This is a genomic window from Microbacterium sp. Beta, assembly GCF_005502545.1.
Taxonomy (GTDB): domain Bacteria; phylum Actinomycetota; class Actinomycetes; order Actinomycetales; family Microbacteriaceae; genus Microbacterium; species Microbacterium oxydans.
Genome location: NZ_SCOG01000009.1, coordinates 82,210 through 97,621, shown reverse-complemented (window position 1 = coordinate 97,621; position 15,412 = coordinate 82,210). Strand labels below are relative to the sequence as shown.

Here is a 15,412-nt window from a genome sequence, read left to right as displayed (position 1 = left end):
CCGGCGGTGGGAGGGGGCCGGGGATTAGGCTGAAAGGTATGACTTCAGCTCCTCGCACCCCCTCTGCCATCGACGCCGTCGCCGATGAATGGGTCGACACGATCGCGGTACTGGCTCCCACACTCGGGACGTACATCGGCCGCGACGAGGTGAACGACCGCTTCGGCGACCTGAGCCCGCAGGGGCACGAAGAGATCGCTGCAGCCACCCGCGCGACACTCGACCGTCTCTCGGCACTCGAGCCCGTCGACGCGATCGACGAGGTGACGAAGACCGATCTCAGCGCCGAGCTCCGCCTCGATCTCGAACTCCACGATGCCAAGTGGCACCTTCGTGACCTCAACGTCATCGCCTCGGCGGCGCAGGACGTGCGCGCCGCCTTCGACCTGATGCCCACTGCGACCGTGGAGGACTGGGACGTGATCGCGACCCGTCTCGCCGCGGTTCCGGATGCGCTCCGCGGATACGTCGAGACGCTCCGCACCGGGATCGCTGAGGGAGTGACGCCGGCGCGTCGTCAGGTGGTCGAGGTCGCGACACAGATCGACCGCTACACGGCCGACGACGGGTTCTTCGCCGCCTTCGTCGCCGAGGCCGACCCGGAGGAGGGCCAGCTCCCGGCCTCCCTCGCACGCACGCTCGCGGACAACTCGGCAGCTGCACGCGTCGCCTACGACGAACTCCGCCGCTTCCTCGCCGAGGAGCTCGCCCCCGTCGCGGGCGAGGTCGACGCCGTCGGCCGCGAGCTGTACGCCCTCAACTCCCGCCGTTTCCTCGGCGCGACGATCGACCTCGACGAGACGTACGAATGGGGTCGTGAAGAGCTCGCCCGCATGGTGGCGGAGCAGACCGCCATCGCGAACGAGATCCTCCCTGGTGCGTCGGTCGAGGAGGCCGTCGCCCATCTCGAGGCCGATCCCGCACGCAAGCTCGTCGGCACCGACGCATTGCAGAAGTGGATGCAGGAGACGAGCGACAGGGCCGTCGCTGAACTGGGCGCCTCGCACTTCGACATTCCCGAGGCGATCCGCACACTCGAGTGCATGATCGCTCCCACCCAGGAGGGCGGCATCTACTACACGGGGCCCACGGACGATTTCTCGCGTCCCGGTCGCATGTGGTGGTCGGTCCCCGAAGGCGTCACCGAGTTCGACACCTGGCGCGAGCTCACCACGGTGTTCCACGAGGGCGTCCCCGGACATCACCTGCAGATCGCGCAGGCCGTCTACAACCGGGCAGAGCTCAACTCCTGGCGCCGTCTGCTCGCAGGCACGTCCGGCCATGCAGAAGGCTGGGCGCTCTACGCCGAGCGCCTCATGGAGCAGCTCGGCTACCTCGACGACCCCGCCGATCGACTCGGCATGCTCGACGGTCAGCGCATGCGGGCGGCCCGTGTCGTGCTCGACATCGGCGTGCACCTCGGCAAGCCCCGTCTCGACGGCACAGGTGTGTGGGACGCGGAGTACGCGCTGGACTTCATGCGCGCGAACGTGAACATGTCGGACCAGTTCGTGCAGTTCGAGGTGAACCGCTACCTGGGTTGGCCGGGACAGGCGCCGTCGTACAAGGTGGGCCAGCGCATCTGGGAGCAGGTCCGCGATGGTGTTCGCGCGGCGGAAGGTGATGCCTTCTCGTTCAAGGACTTCCACAAGCGGGCGCTCGATATGGGCGGCGTCGGGCTCGACACGTTGCGCACCGCTCTGCTCCCGCGCTGACGGGAATGCGGCCGGACGGTCACGTGTTCATTCATCCGAATAGGAAGGGATGACATGGGCATCGAATTCGGACTGGACACGTTCGGCGACATCACGCGAGACGCGGACGGGGAGCTCCTCACGGGGGCGCAGACGATCCGCAACATCGTGCAGCAGGCGGAACTCGCAGACTCCGTGGGCGTGGACTTCTTCGGGGTCGGGGAGCATCACCGCACCGAGTTCGCCGTGTCCGCCCCGGAGATGGTGCTGGCGGCGATCGCCGCGCGCACGGAGAACATCCGGCTGGGCACGGCGGTCACGGTGCTGTCCTCCGACGACCCCGTACGCGTGTTCGAGCGCTTCTCGACGCTGGACGCGCTGTCGAACGGCCGGGCCGAGGTGGTGCTCGGGCGTGGCTCCTTCATCGAGTCCTTCCCCCTGTTCGGCTATGACCTGCGAGACTACGACGCGCTCTTCGAGCAGAAGCTCGAACTGTTCGTGGAGCTCCTGAAGGAGGAGCCGGTGACCTGGTCGGGAACGATGCGTCCGTCGTTGGAGAACGCGAACGTGTTCCCGAAGACCGAGAAGGGTCTGCGTACCTGGGTCGGTGTGGGCGGAAGCCCGGAGTCGGTCGTCCGTGTCGCTCGCCACGGTCTCGGCCTCATGCTCGCGATCATCGGGGGGCCGGCGGTGCGGTTCAAGCCGTTCGTCGATCTGTACCATCGCTCGGTCGCATCGTTCGGTACCACGTCGCATCCCGTCTCGGTGCACTCGCCTGGCCACATCGCCGCGACAGACCCGGAAGCCTGGGATGCCGCTTACTCCGGATTCGAGGCGATGAACAACACCATCGGCCGAGAGCGCGGGTGGCCGGCGTACAGCCGTGCACGTTTCCAGAACGACGTGGGACCTGAGGGGGCGATCTACGCAGGGTCGCCGGACCGGGTCGCTGCGAAGATCGCCGACACCATCACGACGCTCGGCCTCGGGCGTTTCGACCTCAAGTACGCCACGGGCACCCTGTCGCACGAGTCGATGATGCGCAGCATCGAGCTGTATGGCACCGAGGTGATCCCACGCGTGAAGCGGATCCTCGCCTCGCAGGACTGACGTCATCGAGCGCAGGACGCCCGGCGCTCGGCTTTACGATGAGAAGCATGGCCAACACCGCCTTGCCGAGCCGCTCATCGTTGGCTGAGCGCCTGGACGTCCTGCCTTTCACGCGTCGGCATCTCCGCTTGCTCACGGGTTCCGGTCTCGGCTGGGCGCTGGACGCGATGGACGTGGGTCTGATCTCCTTCATCCTCGCGGCCCTCACGCAGCAGTGGGGGCTGTCCAAGGGCGAGGCGGGCTGGATCGCCTCCGTAGGGTTCATCGGCATGGCCATCGGCGCGACGCTCGGCGGTCTCCTGGCGGACCGCTACGGACGACGGCAGGTGTTCGCTCTGACGTTGCTCGTGTATGGCCTCGCCACCGGAGCCAGCGCGCTCGTGGGCGGGCTTGCGGCGCTTCTGGTTCTCCGATTCCTCGTCGGCCTCGGGCTCGGCGCCGAGCTTCCTGTGGCATCGACCTACGTGAGCGAGTTCGCCCCCGCCCGGATCCGCGGTCGCCTGATCGTCGTACTGGAGGCGTTCTGGGCACTCGGGTGGACGGCAGCTGCTCTCATCGGGTTCCTGGTCATACCCGCTTCGGAGGATGGCTGGCGCTGGGCGTTCGCCCTCGGGGCCATCCCGGCGGTGTACGCACTCTTCGTGCGGTGGCGGATGCCCGAGTCGCCTCGCTGGCTCGCGTCGCGGGGACGGATCGCAGAGGCCGACCGCATCGTCTCCGCGTTCGAGGTGGAGGCGCGGGTGGAGGCGACTCCGGCCATCAGGAAGGAGCCGGCATCACGAGCGATCGCCGTCACCGCCCGCGCACGGTTGGCGACACTCTGGAATCGGGAGTTCCGACTGCGCACACTATGTCTCTGGCTGGTGTGGCTCGGTGTGAACTTCGCCTATTACGGAGCGTTCATCTGGATCCCGAGCATCCTCGTCGATGCCGGGTTCGATCTGGTGCGGTCTTTCGGGTTCACGCTCATCATCACGTTGGCTCAGCTCCCCGGCTACGCGGTGGCCGCGTGGCTCATCGAGGTCTGGGGCCGTCGACTGACGCTCTCCGTCTTCCTCCTCGGCTCGGCGGTCTCTGCCGTGGTCTTCGGCACGGCGACGACGGAGGGCACCATCATCGCCGCCGGCATGGCGCTGTCGTTCTTCAACCTCGGCGCCTGGGGTGCCCTGTACGCGGTGACCCCGGAGATCTATCCGACCTCGTTGCGGGGCACGGGCGCGGGCTGGGCCGCTGGAGTGGGGCGCATCGCATCGATCGTCGCACCGCTCTCTGTCCCGATCCTCCTGGTCGGCGGCGGCGCGCCGCTCCTGTTCGCGGTCTTCGGGGTCTGTTTCCTCGGTGCTGCGGCTGCGGCGTGGGGACTCGTCGATCGCGGCGGCCAGGCTCTCGACGACCGCTGAGGCGGGGGCGACCCATCCGGTCCCGGCGCCGTGCGTCGTCGTCCCGCAATAGGCTGGGATGATGGCAGATGTGCGGTTTGTGGCGATCGGCGACTCGTTTACCGAGGGTGTGGGTGATGTCCTCCCGGACGGACGGGAGCGCGGCTGGGCCGACCTGGCGGCTCAAGGGTGGGCCGACGCCGCCGGGCACCCCATCCAGTACGCGAATCTCGCGATCAGGGGCAAGCTCGCCTGGCCGATCGTGGAAGAGCAGCTCGAACCCGCGCTCGCCCTGCGTCCCACGCATCTCTCGTTCAACGGCGGTGGCAACGACATGCTGCGCCCGCGTACCGACGTCGAGCACATCGCCGACGCCTTCAGCCGGGTGCTGCGCCGATGCGACGAGGAGGGGGTGACGATGATCCTGCTCTCCGGCGCGAACCCGAGTGGTCAGCTCCCGATGGGCTCTCTCGTGCAGCGGCGGGGTGATCTGCTGTCCGAGGCCGTGCTGCGTCGCGTCGAAGATCGTCCCGACGTGATCCGTGCGCTCAACTGGCCCGACCGTGAGCTCTCCCGCGGCGCGTACTGGGCGGAGGACAGGCTGCACATGAATGCATCGGGTCACCACCGTGTGGCCGCCCGCGTGCTGCACGCTCTCGGCTACGAGCCTCCGGAGACGTGGTGGGCGCCGAGCGATCGGCTCGGTGCGGGCCCCTCCGGCCTCGCCTATTACCGCGAGTTCGTCGGGCCCTGGGTGCGGCGGCGTGTGACCAGGACGTCGTCGGGAGACGGCCGCGCGGCGAAGTACCCGTCGTGGGTAGAACGGGTTCCCGCATGACGTCGTCCGACAGTTGCCGAATCCGGTGAGTGACTTCGAGCTCGCGGCCATCAGTGCCGGCACCGTGTCGCTGCATGATGCTCGCAGGCAGGAGAGGCGCGATGTCGCTCTCGAACCATTCGAGATCGGTGTGTACCCGGTGACGGAGGAACAGCTCGCCGAGGTGCTCGGCATTCCCGCACGGCATCCCCGCCGCCCCGCCGCGGATCTCAGCTGGTTGCGAGCGGTGCATTTCTGCAATGCCGCGTCGGAGTGGGAGGGGCTGGAACGGAGCTACTCGTTCGACGGCGAGGTCGTCACGTGGGATACGACCGCGGACGGATACCGGCTGCCCACAGAGGCGGAGTGGGAGTTCGCCTGTCGTGCCGGCGCGACGGGCCCTCACTATGCGCCGCTCGCGGATGCGGCTTGGACGGCGGCGGACGGGGTGGCCTCGCCACAGGACGTGGGCGGGAAGCTCCCGAATCTCAACGGGCTCTTCGACACGCTCGGCAACGTCTGGGAGTGGTGCTGGGACCTGCTCGACCCCGCCCGCTACGACGACTACCGGGTGTTCCGCGGAGGCGGCTTCGCCGACGACGCCTGGAGCGTTCGGGCATCCGTTCGTCGAGGGGGAGCGCCGCGTATGCATCACGACGACGTGGGGTTGAGGCTCGCTCGAGGCGGCTTCGACACCACGGATCAGGCACAGGGCTGGTCGGCGCGAAGCGATCGAGAGCGCGCTTTCCAGGATGGCCCGCTTCCATCGGGATGGACTCCTCGCCGCGGCTGAGGCGCCCCGATTCTTCATCGGCGACATATGCGCGAGGAGCGCATTTGTCCCGCTGGCTGTGCTGATGCCAGGCTGAGGGACATGGCATCCTCCTATTCGCTCATCGTCTCCCAGGGCCGGGTGGCCGACCGTACCGACGGCGCCTTGATCGGCGCGCGCAGAGTGGGCGAGGCGGTGTCGTCCCTGATGTCGATCGAAGCACAGACCATCGGCACTCCGACCCCGAGTGTCGTCGATGACTGGACGAAGGCGTTACCGGAGGCGGAGCAGACGCTCCAGGGGATCCGGGCGGCGCTGCAAGACGCCCTTGCCGCTGGGACGACACCCCTGCTGATCACCAACACCTGCGCTGTGAGCCTCGGCACGCTCCCCACGGTCGCGGAGCATCACCCGGATGCGGTGGTGCTGTGGATCGACGCGCACGGCGACTTCAACACCCCGGAGACGACGGAGTCAGGGTACCTCGGCGGCATGGTGCTCGCCGCGGCGTGCGGCCTGTGGGACAGCGGCCACGGTTCCGGCATCGACCCGAAGCAGGTGATCGTCGTCGGTGGCCGGGACATCGACCCCGCCGAGGGGGACCTTCTGGCGGAGGCAGGGGTCACCGTACTTCGGCCGGCAGAGAGCACGCCTGAACGCATCGTCGATATCATCGCCGGACGACCGGTATGGATACACGTCGACTGGGACGTGCTCGAGCCCGGTTACATCCCTGCGGCCTATCGCATCGGGGGCGGGCTGCTGCCGCATCAGATCGCCGGGATCTTCGCCGCACTGCCCGTAGGTGCCGTGCAGGGCGTGGAGCTCGCGGAGTTCGAGGCGGGAGACGCCGAAGTCCCTGAGCATCTCAGCGTGGAGCTCGTGATCGAGACTTTGCAGCACCTCCTGCGCTGATTTTGTGGACGCTGTCCGGGTGCCGCGTCAGCGACCGCGCTCGGGGTCGAGCCCCATGCGGACACGCGTACGTTTGCGCTCGACGAGGATGAAGACGGTGCCGATGATCCAGAGCGGGATCGGCATGAGAAATGCGATCCGGAAGGCTTCCAGCGAGTAGGTCTCCGGCGTGCCGGCGCCCTGCAGATCGAGCGCCAGACCGATGAGGAAGATGGCGATGAGCGCGGCGATGAAACCTCCGGCGTTCGTGACGCCGGTGGCGGTGCTGAGGCGGTGCGTCGGGTTGTGCGTTCTGGCGTGGTCGAAGGCGATCATCGAGGCGGGACCACCGGTCCCGAGAGCGATCGCCAGGAGGTAGAGGAGCCAGAGCGGTGCGGTGTCGGGGAGGGCGATGACAGAGATCCACGCTGCCATCTGAACCCCCACGGCCGGAAGCACGAGGGCGAGAGAGCGATAGTTCGGCAGTCGACGCGACAGGTCGCCGATGATGGGACCGAGAAGCATTCCGGCAACGACATATACGGAGATGATGCCTGCGGCGTGTGCAGCATCCAGGCCCTCCGCCGCTGTGAGGAACGGCATACCCCAGAGGAGCACGAACGCGGTTCCCGCGAACGGCGTGGTGAAGTGCGACCAGAAGGCGAGGCGGGTCCCTGGGTGCGCCCAGGCGGCGCGTATGCCGACGCCGGTATCTATCGCTGAGGTGACGACGCGCACGACTCCCGTGTCGGTGTTCACCGTGACATCGGCGCCGCGCTCGACCGGGTGGTTGCGGATGACGAGCGCCACGAGGATTGTGAACAGCACCCCGAGCCCGGCGATGCTGCCGAAGGTGATCGTCCAGGTGGTGGCGTGCAGCAGCGCGGCGACGGGGACGAGCGCGATGAGTTGCCCTGCCTGGCCGATGATGCCGGTGAACTGCACCATGAGGGGTCCTCGCTGCGCGGGGAACCAGGTGGCAACCAGGCGCAGCACGGCGGGGAAGATGGCGGCATCTCCGGCGCCGAGCAGAACGCGTGCGACGATCGCGATGCCGATGCTGGGGGAGAGAGCCATGGTCAACTGGCCGGCGGCCATGAGCAGCATCCCGATCGTCATGATCGGCCGGGATCCGAAACGGTCGAGCAAGATTCCCACGGGGAGCTGCATCCCGCCGTACACCGCGAGTTGGACCACGGCGAACAGGGCCAGCGTGGAAGCGTCGGCCTGGAACCGGTCGGCCGCTTCGACGCCGACAGCCCCGAGCGAGGTGCGGTTGGTGATCGCGAGCACATAGGCGGCGACGCCGACCGACCAGATCAGCCAGGCCCGCCACCCCGGTGTGGAGACGGGGGAGTGGGAGACCTGCGGCACCCCTCAACGCTACTCCTCTGCGACATCGCAGATGAGATCTGTGATGTCGCAGGTGGGAGCTACCCTGACGCCATGACCAGCACACCTCTGCATCACTCACTCGATTACGTCGAGCTCGTCGTCACCGACCTCGATGTCTCGAAGCGCTTCTTCGCCGATGCGTTCGGCTGGCACTTCAACGACTACGGCCCGGGCTATGCGGGGATCGTGTCTCCGCGCGCCGACGGGAACGAGGCCGGTGGTCTGCTGCTCGCCGACGAGGTGCGTCCCGCCGGCGGCCCTCTGGTGCTGCTCTACTCCGAGGACCTCGACGCCACGAAGGAGGCCATCGTGGCGGCCGGGGGCAAGATCCTGCAGGAGCCGTATGAGTTCCCGGGTGGGCGTCGGCTGCACTTCGCGGATCCGTCTGGCACCGAGCTCGGGGTGTGGTCCGCGCACTAGCGCCCGGTTCGCAGCGTCGGACCTTTCGAGCGTGCGACGATTGCCCGTATGACGGACATCACCGCGGGTACTACCGACGACATCGCGAGATGTGTCGATCTCTGGGTGCAGGCTCTTCGACACCGCGATGGAGAGGTCGACGCGGCCGCAGTCGCCGCCCGCATGCGCAAGCTGTTCGACGGGCCTCTCCTGCGGTTCGCGTTGGCAGGGGAGCCTCTCGCTGGGTTCGCTCTGACGGCACCGAAATCCGGTGACGAGACCATGGCAGTGCTGGAGCGGATCGCTGTGCTCCCTGCTTCCCATAGGGGGACTCACGCCCCGATCATCGCACGGTGAGCGGCTGGATGGCTCGTGGAACAATGAAGACATGCTTGCTCGGGTCGTCGCGGTCCATTCCAGTGCTTCTCACACGTTCAGCAAGGAGACACGGGGATCCATCTCGCTGCTAGAGGGTCTGGGCGTCGACGGCGATGCGCACTGTGGAGCGACGGTCAAGCACCGATCGCGGGTGGCCGCCGATCCGTCCCAACCGAATCTCCGGCAGGTGCACCTGATCCACGGCGAGCTCTTCGAGACCCTGAAGGAGGGTGGCCATCTCGTGGCTCCAGGGGACCTCGGCGAGAACATCACGACGCAGGGCATCGATCTGCTCGCGCTGCCTGTCGGATCACGACTGCGAATCGGAGAGACTGTGGTGACGGTCACGGGGCTTCGCAATCCGTGCCAGCAGATCAACGGATTCCAGTCGGGGCTGCTCAAGCAGGTGGTGCGGAACGCCGGTGACGGCAAGGTCGTCCGCCTCGCCGGCGTGATGGGCATCGTGTCGCGGGGTGGGCGCGTGGCTGCGGGAGATCCGATCGATGTCGAGTTGCCACCGCACCCGCATCTCCCGCTCACGCGAGTCTGAGGGGGACGGGCTGCTTTCGGCTAGCTGACATAATGTGCATTATCGGATATACCTCACGAGTCGAGAGTGGCGCGAAGAGATGGGACTCTGTGCTCTCGGGCCCCTCATGCTCCCTGGGCTGCTGCATGGGAGACGACGTCGCGAATCCAGCGGTTCGCCGCTGACGGGTACAGCGGTGCCGACACATCGTCGTCGTCGAATGGGCGCCATAGGATCGGCGCGATCGATCCGTCGGACTCCGTGAGGGTGCCGCCCTCCAATGCAGGTTCTGGGTGCAGCCTGCCGCAGTACAGCGCAACGATTTCATGACCGAGCTCGCCGTCGTATCGGAAGATGTTCTCAACGACGCCCAGGAAAGCCAGATCGACCACATCGGCTTGGAGCTCCTCCTGGACTTCGCGGAGTATCGCCTTCTCGTGTGTCTCGCCGAGTTCGACACCGCCGCCGATCAGCCGGTGAAAGCCGAGCGGGTTCTCCACCGTCGCACCGTGCTGGCTGACGAGGTGCCGAGCGCCGTCGCTGTGGGTGGCCACAAGCATGGCTTTGACACGAATGTGGGAGCGGTCGACCGGCATGCCCCTACGCTCCGACGTAGGCGGCGAGGTGCTCCCCCGTCAGTGTGGATTTTTGGGATACCAAATCTGCAGGTGTCCCTTCGAACACGATCTTGCCGCCATCATGACCGGCGCCGGGCCCGATATCGATGATCCAGTCTGCATGGGCCATCACCGCCTGATGATGTTCGATGACGATCACCGTCTTCCCGGCGTCGACGAGCCGATCGAGCAGCCCGAGGATCTTGTCGACATCGGCGAGGTGCAGGCCGGTCGTGGGTTCGTCGAGCACGTAGACGTCGCCCTTCTCCCCCATCTGGATGGCGAGCTTGATCCGCTGGCGCTCACCACCCGAGAGGGTCGACAACGGCTGCCCGAGCGACAGGTAGCCGAGACCCACGTCTTCCATCCGGCCGAGGATGGCGGAAGCCGCCGGGAGCTTCGCCTCGCCCTCACCGAAGAACACCCGCGCTTCGGACACAGGCAGATCGAGCACCTCGGTGATGTCCTTGCCGGCGAGTTTGTACTCGAGAACAGCTGCCTGGAAGCGCTTGCCGCCGCAGTCCTCGCAGGGCGTCTCGATCGTGTCCATGAATCCGAGTTCCGTGATGATCACGCCGGCGCCCTTGCACGACGGGCAGGCGCCCTCTGAGTTCGCGCTGAATAGAGCCGGCTTCACGCCGTTGGCCTTGGCGAACGCCTTGCGGATCGGCTCCAGGAGGCCTGTGTACGTCGCGGGGTTGCTTCGTCGCGAGCCCTTGATCGCGGCCTGATCGATCGCCACGACGCCGTCGCGCTTCGAGACCGACCCGTGGATGAGGGAACTCTTGCCCGAGCCCGCGACGCCCGTGACGACCGTGAGCACGCCCGTCGGGATGTCGACGTCGACGTCCTTCAGGTTGTTGGCCGTCGCGCCTCTGACGTCGATCGCGCCGGTGCCGGTGCGCACCGATTCCTTCAACTGCGCCCGGTCCTCGAGGTGATCGCCGGTCTTGGTACCGCTGGCCTTGAGACCCTCGACCGTTCCCTCGTAACAGATCTCTCCGCCGGCGCTGCCCGCACCGGGACCCAGGTCGACGACATGGTCGCCGATCATGATCGTCTCGGGTTTGTGCTCGACCACGAGCACCGTGTTCCCCTTGTCGCGCAGCCGCAGCAGGAGCCCGTTCATGCGCTGGATATCGTGCGGGTGCAATCCGATGGTCGGCTCGTCGAACACGTAGGTGATGTCGGTGAGCGAGGAACCGAGGTGGCGCAGCATCTTGATGCGCTGTGCCTCTCCCCCGGACAGCGTGCCCGAAGGCCGTTCGAGACTGAGATAGCCGAGTCCCAGGGTCACGAAGGCATCGAGGTTCGCGCTGAGCGCCTGAAGCAGTGGACCCGCGCCGGGAAGGTCGAGCCCCCGGACCCAGTCCGCGAGGTCTGTGACCTGCATGCGGCATGCGTCCGCGATGCTCACGCCCTCGATCTTCGACGACCGTGCACCCTCGGTGAGTCGCGTGCCGTCGCACTCCGGGCACACCGCGAAGGTGGCGACGCGCTCGACGAAAGCACGGATGTGCGGCTGCAACGCATCGAGATCCTTCGACAGCATCGACTTGGTGATCTTCGGGATGAGGCCTTCGTAGGTCATGTTGATCCCGGAGATCTTGACCTTCGTGACCTCTCCGTAGAGGAAGAGCTGACGCTGTTTGTCGGTGAACTGCGAGATCGGCTTATCGGCGGGATAGAACCCCGACTGAGAGAAGCCCTTCACCATCCAGCCGTCCGCCGTGTAGCCGGGAACCATGATGGCCCCTTCGTCGAGAGACCGCGACTCGTCGACGATCTGGGCGAGATCGAGGTCGGACACCGCTCCCCTGCCTTCGCATCGCGGGCACATGCCGCCGAGGTAGATCGCGTCCTTCACGATCTTCTTCTCACCGCCAGGGCCCGTCATCACCCCGCTGGCTCTCTGCGTCGGGATGTTGAACGAGAAGGCGGTGGGTCCGCCGATGTACGGCTGCCCGAGTTTGCTGAACAGGATGCGCAGCATCGCGTTGGCATCCGTCACCGTGCCGACCGTCGAACGCGGGTTCGCGCCGAGCCGCTCCTGGTCCACGATGATCGCGGTTGTCAGTCCCTCGAGGACATCGACGTCGGGCCTCGGCACCGACGGCATGAAGCCCTGCACGAAAGCGCTGTAGGTCTCGTCGATCATGCGGCGCGATTCCGCGGCGATCGTGTCGAAGACGAGCGAGCTCTTGCCCGAGCCGGAGACACCGGTGAAGACGGTCAAACGGCGCTTCGGGATGTCGACGCTGACCTCTTTGAGGTTGTTCTCACGCGCGCCCTGGACGCGGATGAGGTCGTGGGTGTCGGCAGGGTGCGCTTCGGTGCTCATCGGGGTCCTTCGGTTCTGCGGTGGAGATATCAGGTGGTCTGGTCTAAGCGGTCTGATTGATACGGAGCAGATTCCCGGCCGGGTCGCGGAACGCGCAATCGCGCACGCCGTAGGGCTGGTCCATCGGCTCCTGCACGACATCGGCGCCGTGCTCGACCAGGCTCTCGAAGAGCGTGTCGAGGTCATCGCTGGCGAGCGTGAGAGCAGCGTAGCTGCCCTTCGCGATCAGCTCGAGGATCGTTTGCCGCTCGGAATCGGTGATGCCGGGATCTGTTGCCGGCGGGTGGAGGACGATCGACGTCTCAGGCTGACCGACGGGGCCGACGGTGAGCCATCGCAATCCGTCGTAGCCGACGTCGTTGCGCACCTCGAATCCGAGAGCGTCGCGGTAGAACGCGAGAGCGGCTTCCGCATCGGTGTGCGGAAGGAATGCGTAGTGGATGCTGATTCTCATGGCTCTCACGTTAGGTGGGTATCGGGGCGCGGCGCTTCTCTATTCCTGATCGGTCTCGTGACCTGCTTCGCCTGGAAGGACGGTATTCCCTCGATGGTGGTGGCGCGTTCACGGTACACGCTGGGAGAGACACCGATGAGCTCCGAGAACCTCGTGCTGAAGGTGCCGAGCGAGGAGCATCCGACTTCGAAGCACACCTCCGTCACCGTCAGGTCGCCGCGCCGCAGCAGAGCCATGGCGCGTTCGATCCGCCTCGTCATCAGATACGAGTACGGGGACTCCCCGTAGGCTTCGCGGAACTGCCGGCTCAGGTGCCCGGCCGACATGTGCACTCCGCGCGCCAGCGCTTCGACATCCAGAGGTCGGGCGTACTCCCGATCGATGCGATCGCGGACCCGTCGCATGACGGCGAGCTCGCGCAGCCGAGCGTGGTCGAGGTCCGTCACGAGGATGATCTTGCCACGTCGGGGAATCGTGTCGGGGAGTTTCCCGACGTGACGAAGAGAAACGCGGGCGGGCGCTTCTCCCCCGCTCCTGCCCTCAGGGGCGCTACCCTGAGGGGCATCCTCACAGGATTTTCTCAGAAAGGGGTCCCCACCATGTCTGAACCACTCGCAGAGGCGAAGTCGTTGTTCAAGTCGATCCGCGTCACGCTGGCCGTCGCCGGCGTTCTCGCGCTGATCGCGGGTATCGTCCTCCTCGTCTGGCCGGTCAAGTCCGCGGTCATCGTGACGGCGATCTTCGCCTCGTACCTGATCGTCGCCGGGCTCGTCTACGTCGGCCTCGGCATCTTCTCGAGTGCCAAGGGCGGGTGGGCGCGCGTCGGTCACATCGTCCTCGGACTGCTCTACATCGCTGCAGGTGTGATCGCGTTCTTCAACCTGAACGTCGCTGCGGCCACGCTTGCCTTCGTCGTCGTGATCTTCATCGGTGTCAGCTGGATCGTCGACGGCATCGTCGCTCTGTCCTTGCTGGGCAGCGACGGATCGCGCGTCTGGACGGTCCTCTACGCGATCCTGAGCATCGTCGCGGGAATCATCGTGCTGTTCTCGCCGCTGATCGCCGGCTTCGCCTTCTGGCTGCTGCTGGGGATCTCGCTGGTCGTGCTCGGAATCATCCAGATCGTCCGTGCCATCACGCTCGGTCGGGATGCGAAGGAGTACGTCTCCGCCGTTCAGGGCGGAGCGACGAGCTGACGCTCATCGCCTGAAACGAGAGCGGCCCCGACTTGCGATGCAAGACGGGGCCGCTCTTCTCGTGCTCTTACTCGGCCGCGAAAGCGCTCACGTCACCGACGAGGCGCGTGTTGTCAGCGGGCACCGCGTCGACGGCCGCCCTGGCGACCTCGGCAGCGAACTCCGAGACGTTGTAGAGCTTGCCCGCCGACTCCCGGCGCTCGGCGATCGCCCCCGGGTTCGCGCGCTCCAACAGCGTCGCCGTGATGGTGCCCTCGATCATGTCGCCCGACACGACCGTGAAGCCGATGCCCTTCTCGGCGAGGCCGGGGATGCGCTCCCGGAGGGCGTCCTCTCCGGCACGCTTGGAGAGGGCGACCGGCTCGTACTCCGGCATGGTCGGTGTGGTGCGGATGAAGTGCGCCTGGTGGCTGGTGACGAACACCACGCGTGCTCCGTCAGAGAGCAGCGGGGTAGCGGCGTCGAGCACGTTGAGCTGCGCGTCGCGGTTCAGGGTGAGCGCGTAGTCCGCAGCCATGCCCGACTCCATGCCCCCTGAGGCGTTGAGCACGAGTACGTCCAGGCGGCCGTACTCGGCGCGGATAGCCTCGAACATCGCAGCGACGGACTCGGGGTCGGTGAGGTCGGCACCCACGACGAGCGCACGGCGACCGAGTTCCCGCAGCTGGGCGGCGAGCTTCTCGGCGCGCGGGGCCTTGTTGCGGAAGTTGATGACGACGTCGGCACCGGCCTCCGCCAGGTAGCGGACGGTGTCGGCGCCGATCCCCCGCGATGAACCGGTGACAAGGGCGACCTTGCCGTCGAGGGATCCTGCGGGAAGAACGTCGGTCACGGTGACTCCTCATGATGCGCGAAAAAAGCCGTGATCGCACGGCCTTCACACCCTACCAAGCGCACGCAGTGGCGCCCTGATCCAGCGCTCTGCGCGTGATACGTTGACCACAAAGGAGGCCGCATGGACAACATCGTGACGTTCGTCACGTTCATCGAGCAATGGGCGTGGATCGGCTGGCTGGTTCTCATCGCCGTCTTCCTGGTGATCGAGATGCTCTCGCTGGACTTCACGTTCCTCATGCTCAGCTTCGGCGGAGTCGTCGGTCTCGTCACGGATCTGGTCGGCGTCCCGGTGTGGCTGCAGGTGATCATCGCCGCCGCCGCTGCCGCCCTGTTCATCCTGTTCCTGCGCCCTCCCCTTCTCAGACGCCTGCACCGCGGCGAGGATCCGACCAGGTCGAACGTCGACGCCCTCATAGACCTTCGCGGGATCGCGCTGAACGACATCACGCAGATCTCCGGCCAGGCCAAGCTCGCGAACGGCGACACCTGGACCGCGCGCACCGCCACCCCCGTTCCCATCCCCCAGGGTGCCCCGGTCGCCGTGACCGCGATCAACGGCGCCACGGCCATCGTCCGTCCCGTGAACGACTAGGAGAACCC

The 15,412-nt window shown here is 66.7% G+C and carries 17 protein-coding genes; 11 read left to right on the top strand and 6 right to left on the bottom strand.

All coding sequences use genetic code 11. The features are described from left to right. The first annotated feature begins 38 nt into the window (after nt 1-38). The 6 genes from FFS56_RS11240 to FFS56_RS11215 all read left to right on the top strand — a co-directional run bounded on the left by FFS56_RS11240 (nt 39) and on the right by FFS56_RS11215 (nt 6,687). Entirely contained in the window at nt 39-1,715 is a 1,677-nt protein-coding gene (locus tag FFS56_RS11240; protein WP_046747115.1) for a DUF885 domain-containing protein, read from the top strand. Between the two features lie 54 nt (nt 1,716-1,769). Continuing rightward, the gene (locus FFS56_RS11235) at nt 1,770-2,804 is read left to right on the top strand and encodes an LLM class flavin-dependent oxidoreductase (RefSeq protein WP_137771836.1); all 1,035 of its coding nucleotides are present in this window, start codon (nt 1,770-1,772) and stop codon (nt 2,802-2,804) included. 47 nt (nt 2,805-2,851) lie between these two features. Then, nucleotides 2,852-4,204 carry an MFS transporter gene (locus FFS56_RS11230; RefSeq protein WP_137771835.1) on the top strand — a complete coding sequence of 451 codons (1,353 nt, stop codon included), beginning with the start codon at nt 2,852-2,854 and terminating at the stop codon, nt 4,202-4,204. A gap of 61 nt (nt 4,205-4,265) precedes the next feature. Further along, nucleotides 4,266-5,021 carry an SGNH/GDSL hydrolase family protein gene (locus tag FFS56_RS11225; protein WP_171010943.1) on the top strand — a complete coding sequence of 252 codons (756 nt, stop codon included), beginning with the start codon at nt 4,266-4,268 and terminating at the stop codon, nt 5,019-5,021. A 25-nt stretch (nt 5,022-5,046) separates the two neighbouring features. Then, nucleotides 5,047-5,793, top strand: coding sequence for an SUMF1/EgtB/PvdO family nonheme iron enzyme (locus FFS56_RS11220; protein WP_127012184.1), 747 nt, complete (start codon nt 5,047-5,049; stop codon nt 5,791-5,793). Between the two features lie 81 nt (nt 5,794-5,874). Further along, nucleotides 5,875-6,687: an arginase family protein gene (locus FFS56_RS11215; RefSeq protein WP_046747110.1), complete on the top strand. Its 813-nt coding sequence runs from the start codon at nt 5,875-5,877 to the stop codon at nt 6,685-6,687. 27 nt (nt 6,688-6,714) lie between these two features. Here the strand turns inward: FFS56_RS11215 and FFS56_RS11210 are convergent, their stop codons facing one another. Beyond that, nucleotides 6,715-8,040, bottom strand: coding sequence for an MFS transporter (locus FFS56_RS11210; RefSeq protein WP_127012185.1), 1,326 nt, complete (start codon nt 8,038-8,040; stop codon nt 6,715-6,717). Nucleotides 8,041-8,112: 72 nt separating this feature from the next. Between FFS56_RS11210 and FFS56_RS11205 the strand changes: the two genes are divergently transcribed. The 3 genes from FFS56_RS11205 to FFS56_RS11195 are packed head-to-tail and all read left to right on the top strand — an operon-like array spanning nt 8,113 to nt 9,388. After that, nucleotides 8,113-8,481: a VOC family protein gene (locus FFS56_RS11205; protein WP_046747108.1), complete on the top strand. Its 369-nt coding sequence runs from the start codon at nt 8,113-8,115 to the stop codon at nt 8,479-8,481. A gap of 48 nt (nt 8,482-8,529) precedes the next feature. Continuing rightward, nucleotides 8,530-8,817, top strand: a complete 288-nt coding sequence (locus tag FFS56_RS11200) for a hypothetical protein (protein ID WP_127012186.1) — start codon at nt 8,530-8,532, stop codon at nt 8,815-8,817. Nucleotides 8,818-8,848: 31 nt separating this feature from the next. Then, nucleotides 8,849-9,388 carry an MOSC domain-containing protein gene (locus FFS56_RS11195; protein ID WP_061015923.1) on the top strand — a complete coding sequence of 180 codons (540 nt, stop codon included), beginning with the start codon at nt 8,849-8,851 and terminating at the stop codon, nt 9,386-9,388. A gap of 104 nt (nt 9,389-9,492) precedes the next feature. Here FFS56_RS11195 and FFS56_RS11190 read toward each other — a convergent pair whose 3' ends face one another. From FFS56_RS11190 to FFS56_RS11175, 4 genes are read right to left on the bottom strand one after another with little or no spacing between them, the layout of a single operon-like run. Continuing rightward, nucleotides 9,493-9,963, bottom strand: coding sequence for an NUDIX domain-containing protein (locus FFS56_RS11190; protein ID WP_127012187.1), 471 nt, complete (start codon nt 9,961-9,963; stop codon nt 9,493-9,495). Between the two features lie 4 nt (nt 9,964-9,967). Then, nucleotides 9,968-12,325 (bottom strand): excinuclease ABC subunit UvrA, encoded by a 2,358-nt coding sequence (locus FFS56_RS11185; RefSeq protein WP_127012188.1) that lies wholly within the window; start codon nt 12,323-12,325, stop codon nt 9,968-9,970. A gap of 43 nt (nt 12,326-12,368) precedes the next feature. Continuing rightward, on the bottom strand, nt 12,369-12,779 hold the full coding sequence (locus FFS56_RS11180; protein ID WP_046746992.1) for a VOC family protein: 411 nt from the start codon (nt 12,777-12,779) through the stop codon (nt 12,369-12,371). Nucleotides 12,780-12,784: 5 nt separating this feature from the next. Beyond that, complete coding sequence (locus FFS56_RS11175) at nt 12,785-13,183, bottom strand: helix-turn-helix transcriptional regulator (protein WP_046747086.1); 399 nt, start codon at nt 13,181-13,183, stop codon at nt 12,785-12,787. Between the two features lie 195 nt (nt 13,184-13,378). On the opposite strand from FFS56_RS11175, the gene FFS56_RS11170 reads away from it, so the two are divergent. Then, nucleotides 13,379-13,975, top strand: coding sequence for a DUF308 domain-containing protein (locus FFS56_RS11170; protein WP_046746993.1), 597 nt, complete (start codon nt 13,379-13,381; stop codon nt 13,973-13,975). A gap of 67 nt (nt 13,976-14,042) precedes the next feature. Here FFS56_RS11170 and FFS56_RS11165 read toward each other — a convergent pair whose 3' ends face one another. After that, on the bottom strand, nt 14,043-14,807 hold the full coding sequence (locus FFS56_RS11165) for an SDR family oxidoreductase (RefSeq protein WP_046746994.1): 765 nt from the start codon (nt 14,805-14,807) through the stop codon (nt 14,043-14,045). A 123-nt stretch (nt 14,808-14,930) separates the two neighbouring features. On the opposite strand from FFS56_RS11165, the gene FFS56_RS11160 reads away from it, so the two are divergent. Continuing rightward, nucleotides 14,931-15,404 carry an NfeD family protein gene (locus FFS56_RS11160; protein ID WP_046746995.1) on the top strand — a complete coding sequence of 158 codons (474 nt, stop codon included), beginning with the start codon at nt 14,931-14,933 and terminating at the stop codon, nt 15,402-15,404. The last annotated feature ends 8 nt before the right edge of the window (nt 15,405-15,412 follow it).

Excerpts from the sequence above, each read along its gene's own strand:
- FFS56_RS11240 (WP_046747115.1), top strand. The coding sequence starts at position 39 with ATGACTTCAGCTCCTCGCACCCCCTCTGCCATCGACGCCGTCGCCGAT.
- FFS56_RS11235 (WP_137771836.1), top strand. The coding sequence starts at position 1,770 with ATGGGCATCGAATTCGGACTGGACACGTTCGGCGACATCACGCGAGAC.
- FFS56_RS11230 (WP_137771835.1), top strand. The coding sequence starts at position 2,852 with ATGGCCAACACCGCCTTGCCGAGCCGCTCATCGTTGGCTGAGCGCCTG.
- FFS56_RS11225 (WP_171010943.1), top strand. The coding sequence starts at position 4,266 with ATGGCAGATGTGCGGTTTGTGGCGATCGGCGACTCGTTTACCGAGGGT.
- FFS56_RS11215 (WP_046747110.1), top strand. The coding sequence starts at position 5,875 with ATGGCATCCTCCTATTCGCTCATCGTCTCCCAGGGCCGGGTGGCCGAC.
- FFS56_RS11205 (WP_046747108.1), top strand. The coding sequence starts at position 8,113 with ATGACCAGCACACCTCTGCATCACTCACTCGATTACGTCGAGCTCGTC.
- FFS56_RS11200 (WP_127012186.1), top strand. The coding sequence starts at position 8,530 with ATGACGGACATCACCGCGGGTACTACCGACGACATCGCGAGATGTGTC.
- FFS56_RS11195 (WP_061015923.1), top strand. The coding sequence starts at position 8,849 with ATGCTTGCTCGGGTCGTCGCGGTCCATTCCAGTGCTTCTCACACGTTC.
- FFS56_RS11190 (WP_127012187.1), bottom strand. The coding sequence starts at position 9,963 with ATGCCGGTCGACCGCTCCCACATTCGTGTCAAAGCCATGCTTGTGGCC.
- FFS56_RS11185 (WP_127012188.1), bottom strand. The coding sequence starts at position 12,325 with ATGAGCACCGAAGCGCACCCTGCCGACACCCACGACCTCATCCGCGTC.
- FFS56_RS11180 (WP_046746992.1), bottom strand. The coding sequence starts at position 12,779 with ATGAGAATCAGCATCCACTACGCATTCCTTCCGCACACCGATGCGGAA.
- FFS56_RS11175 (WP_046747086.1), bottom strand. The coding sequence starts at position 13,183 with ATGCGACGGGTCCGCGATCGCATCGATCGGGAGTACGCCCGACCTCTG.
- FFS56_RS11170 (WP_046746993.1), top strand. The coding sequence starts at position 13,379 with ATGTCTGAACCACTCGCAGAGGCGAAGTCGTTGTTCAAGTCGATCCGC.
- FFS56_RS11160 (WP_046746995.1), top strand. The coding sequence starts at position 14,931 with ATGGACAACATCGTGACGTTCGTCACGTTCATCGAGCAATGGGCGTGG.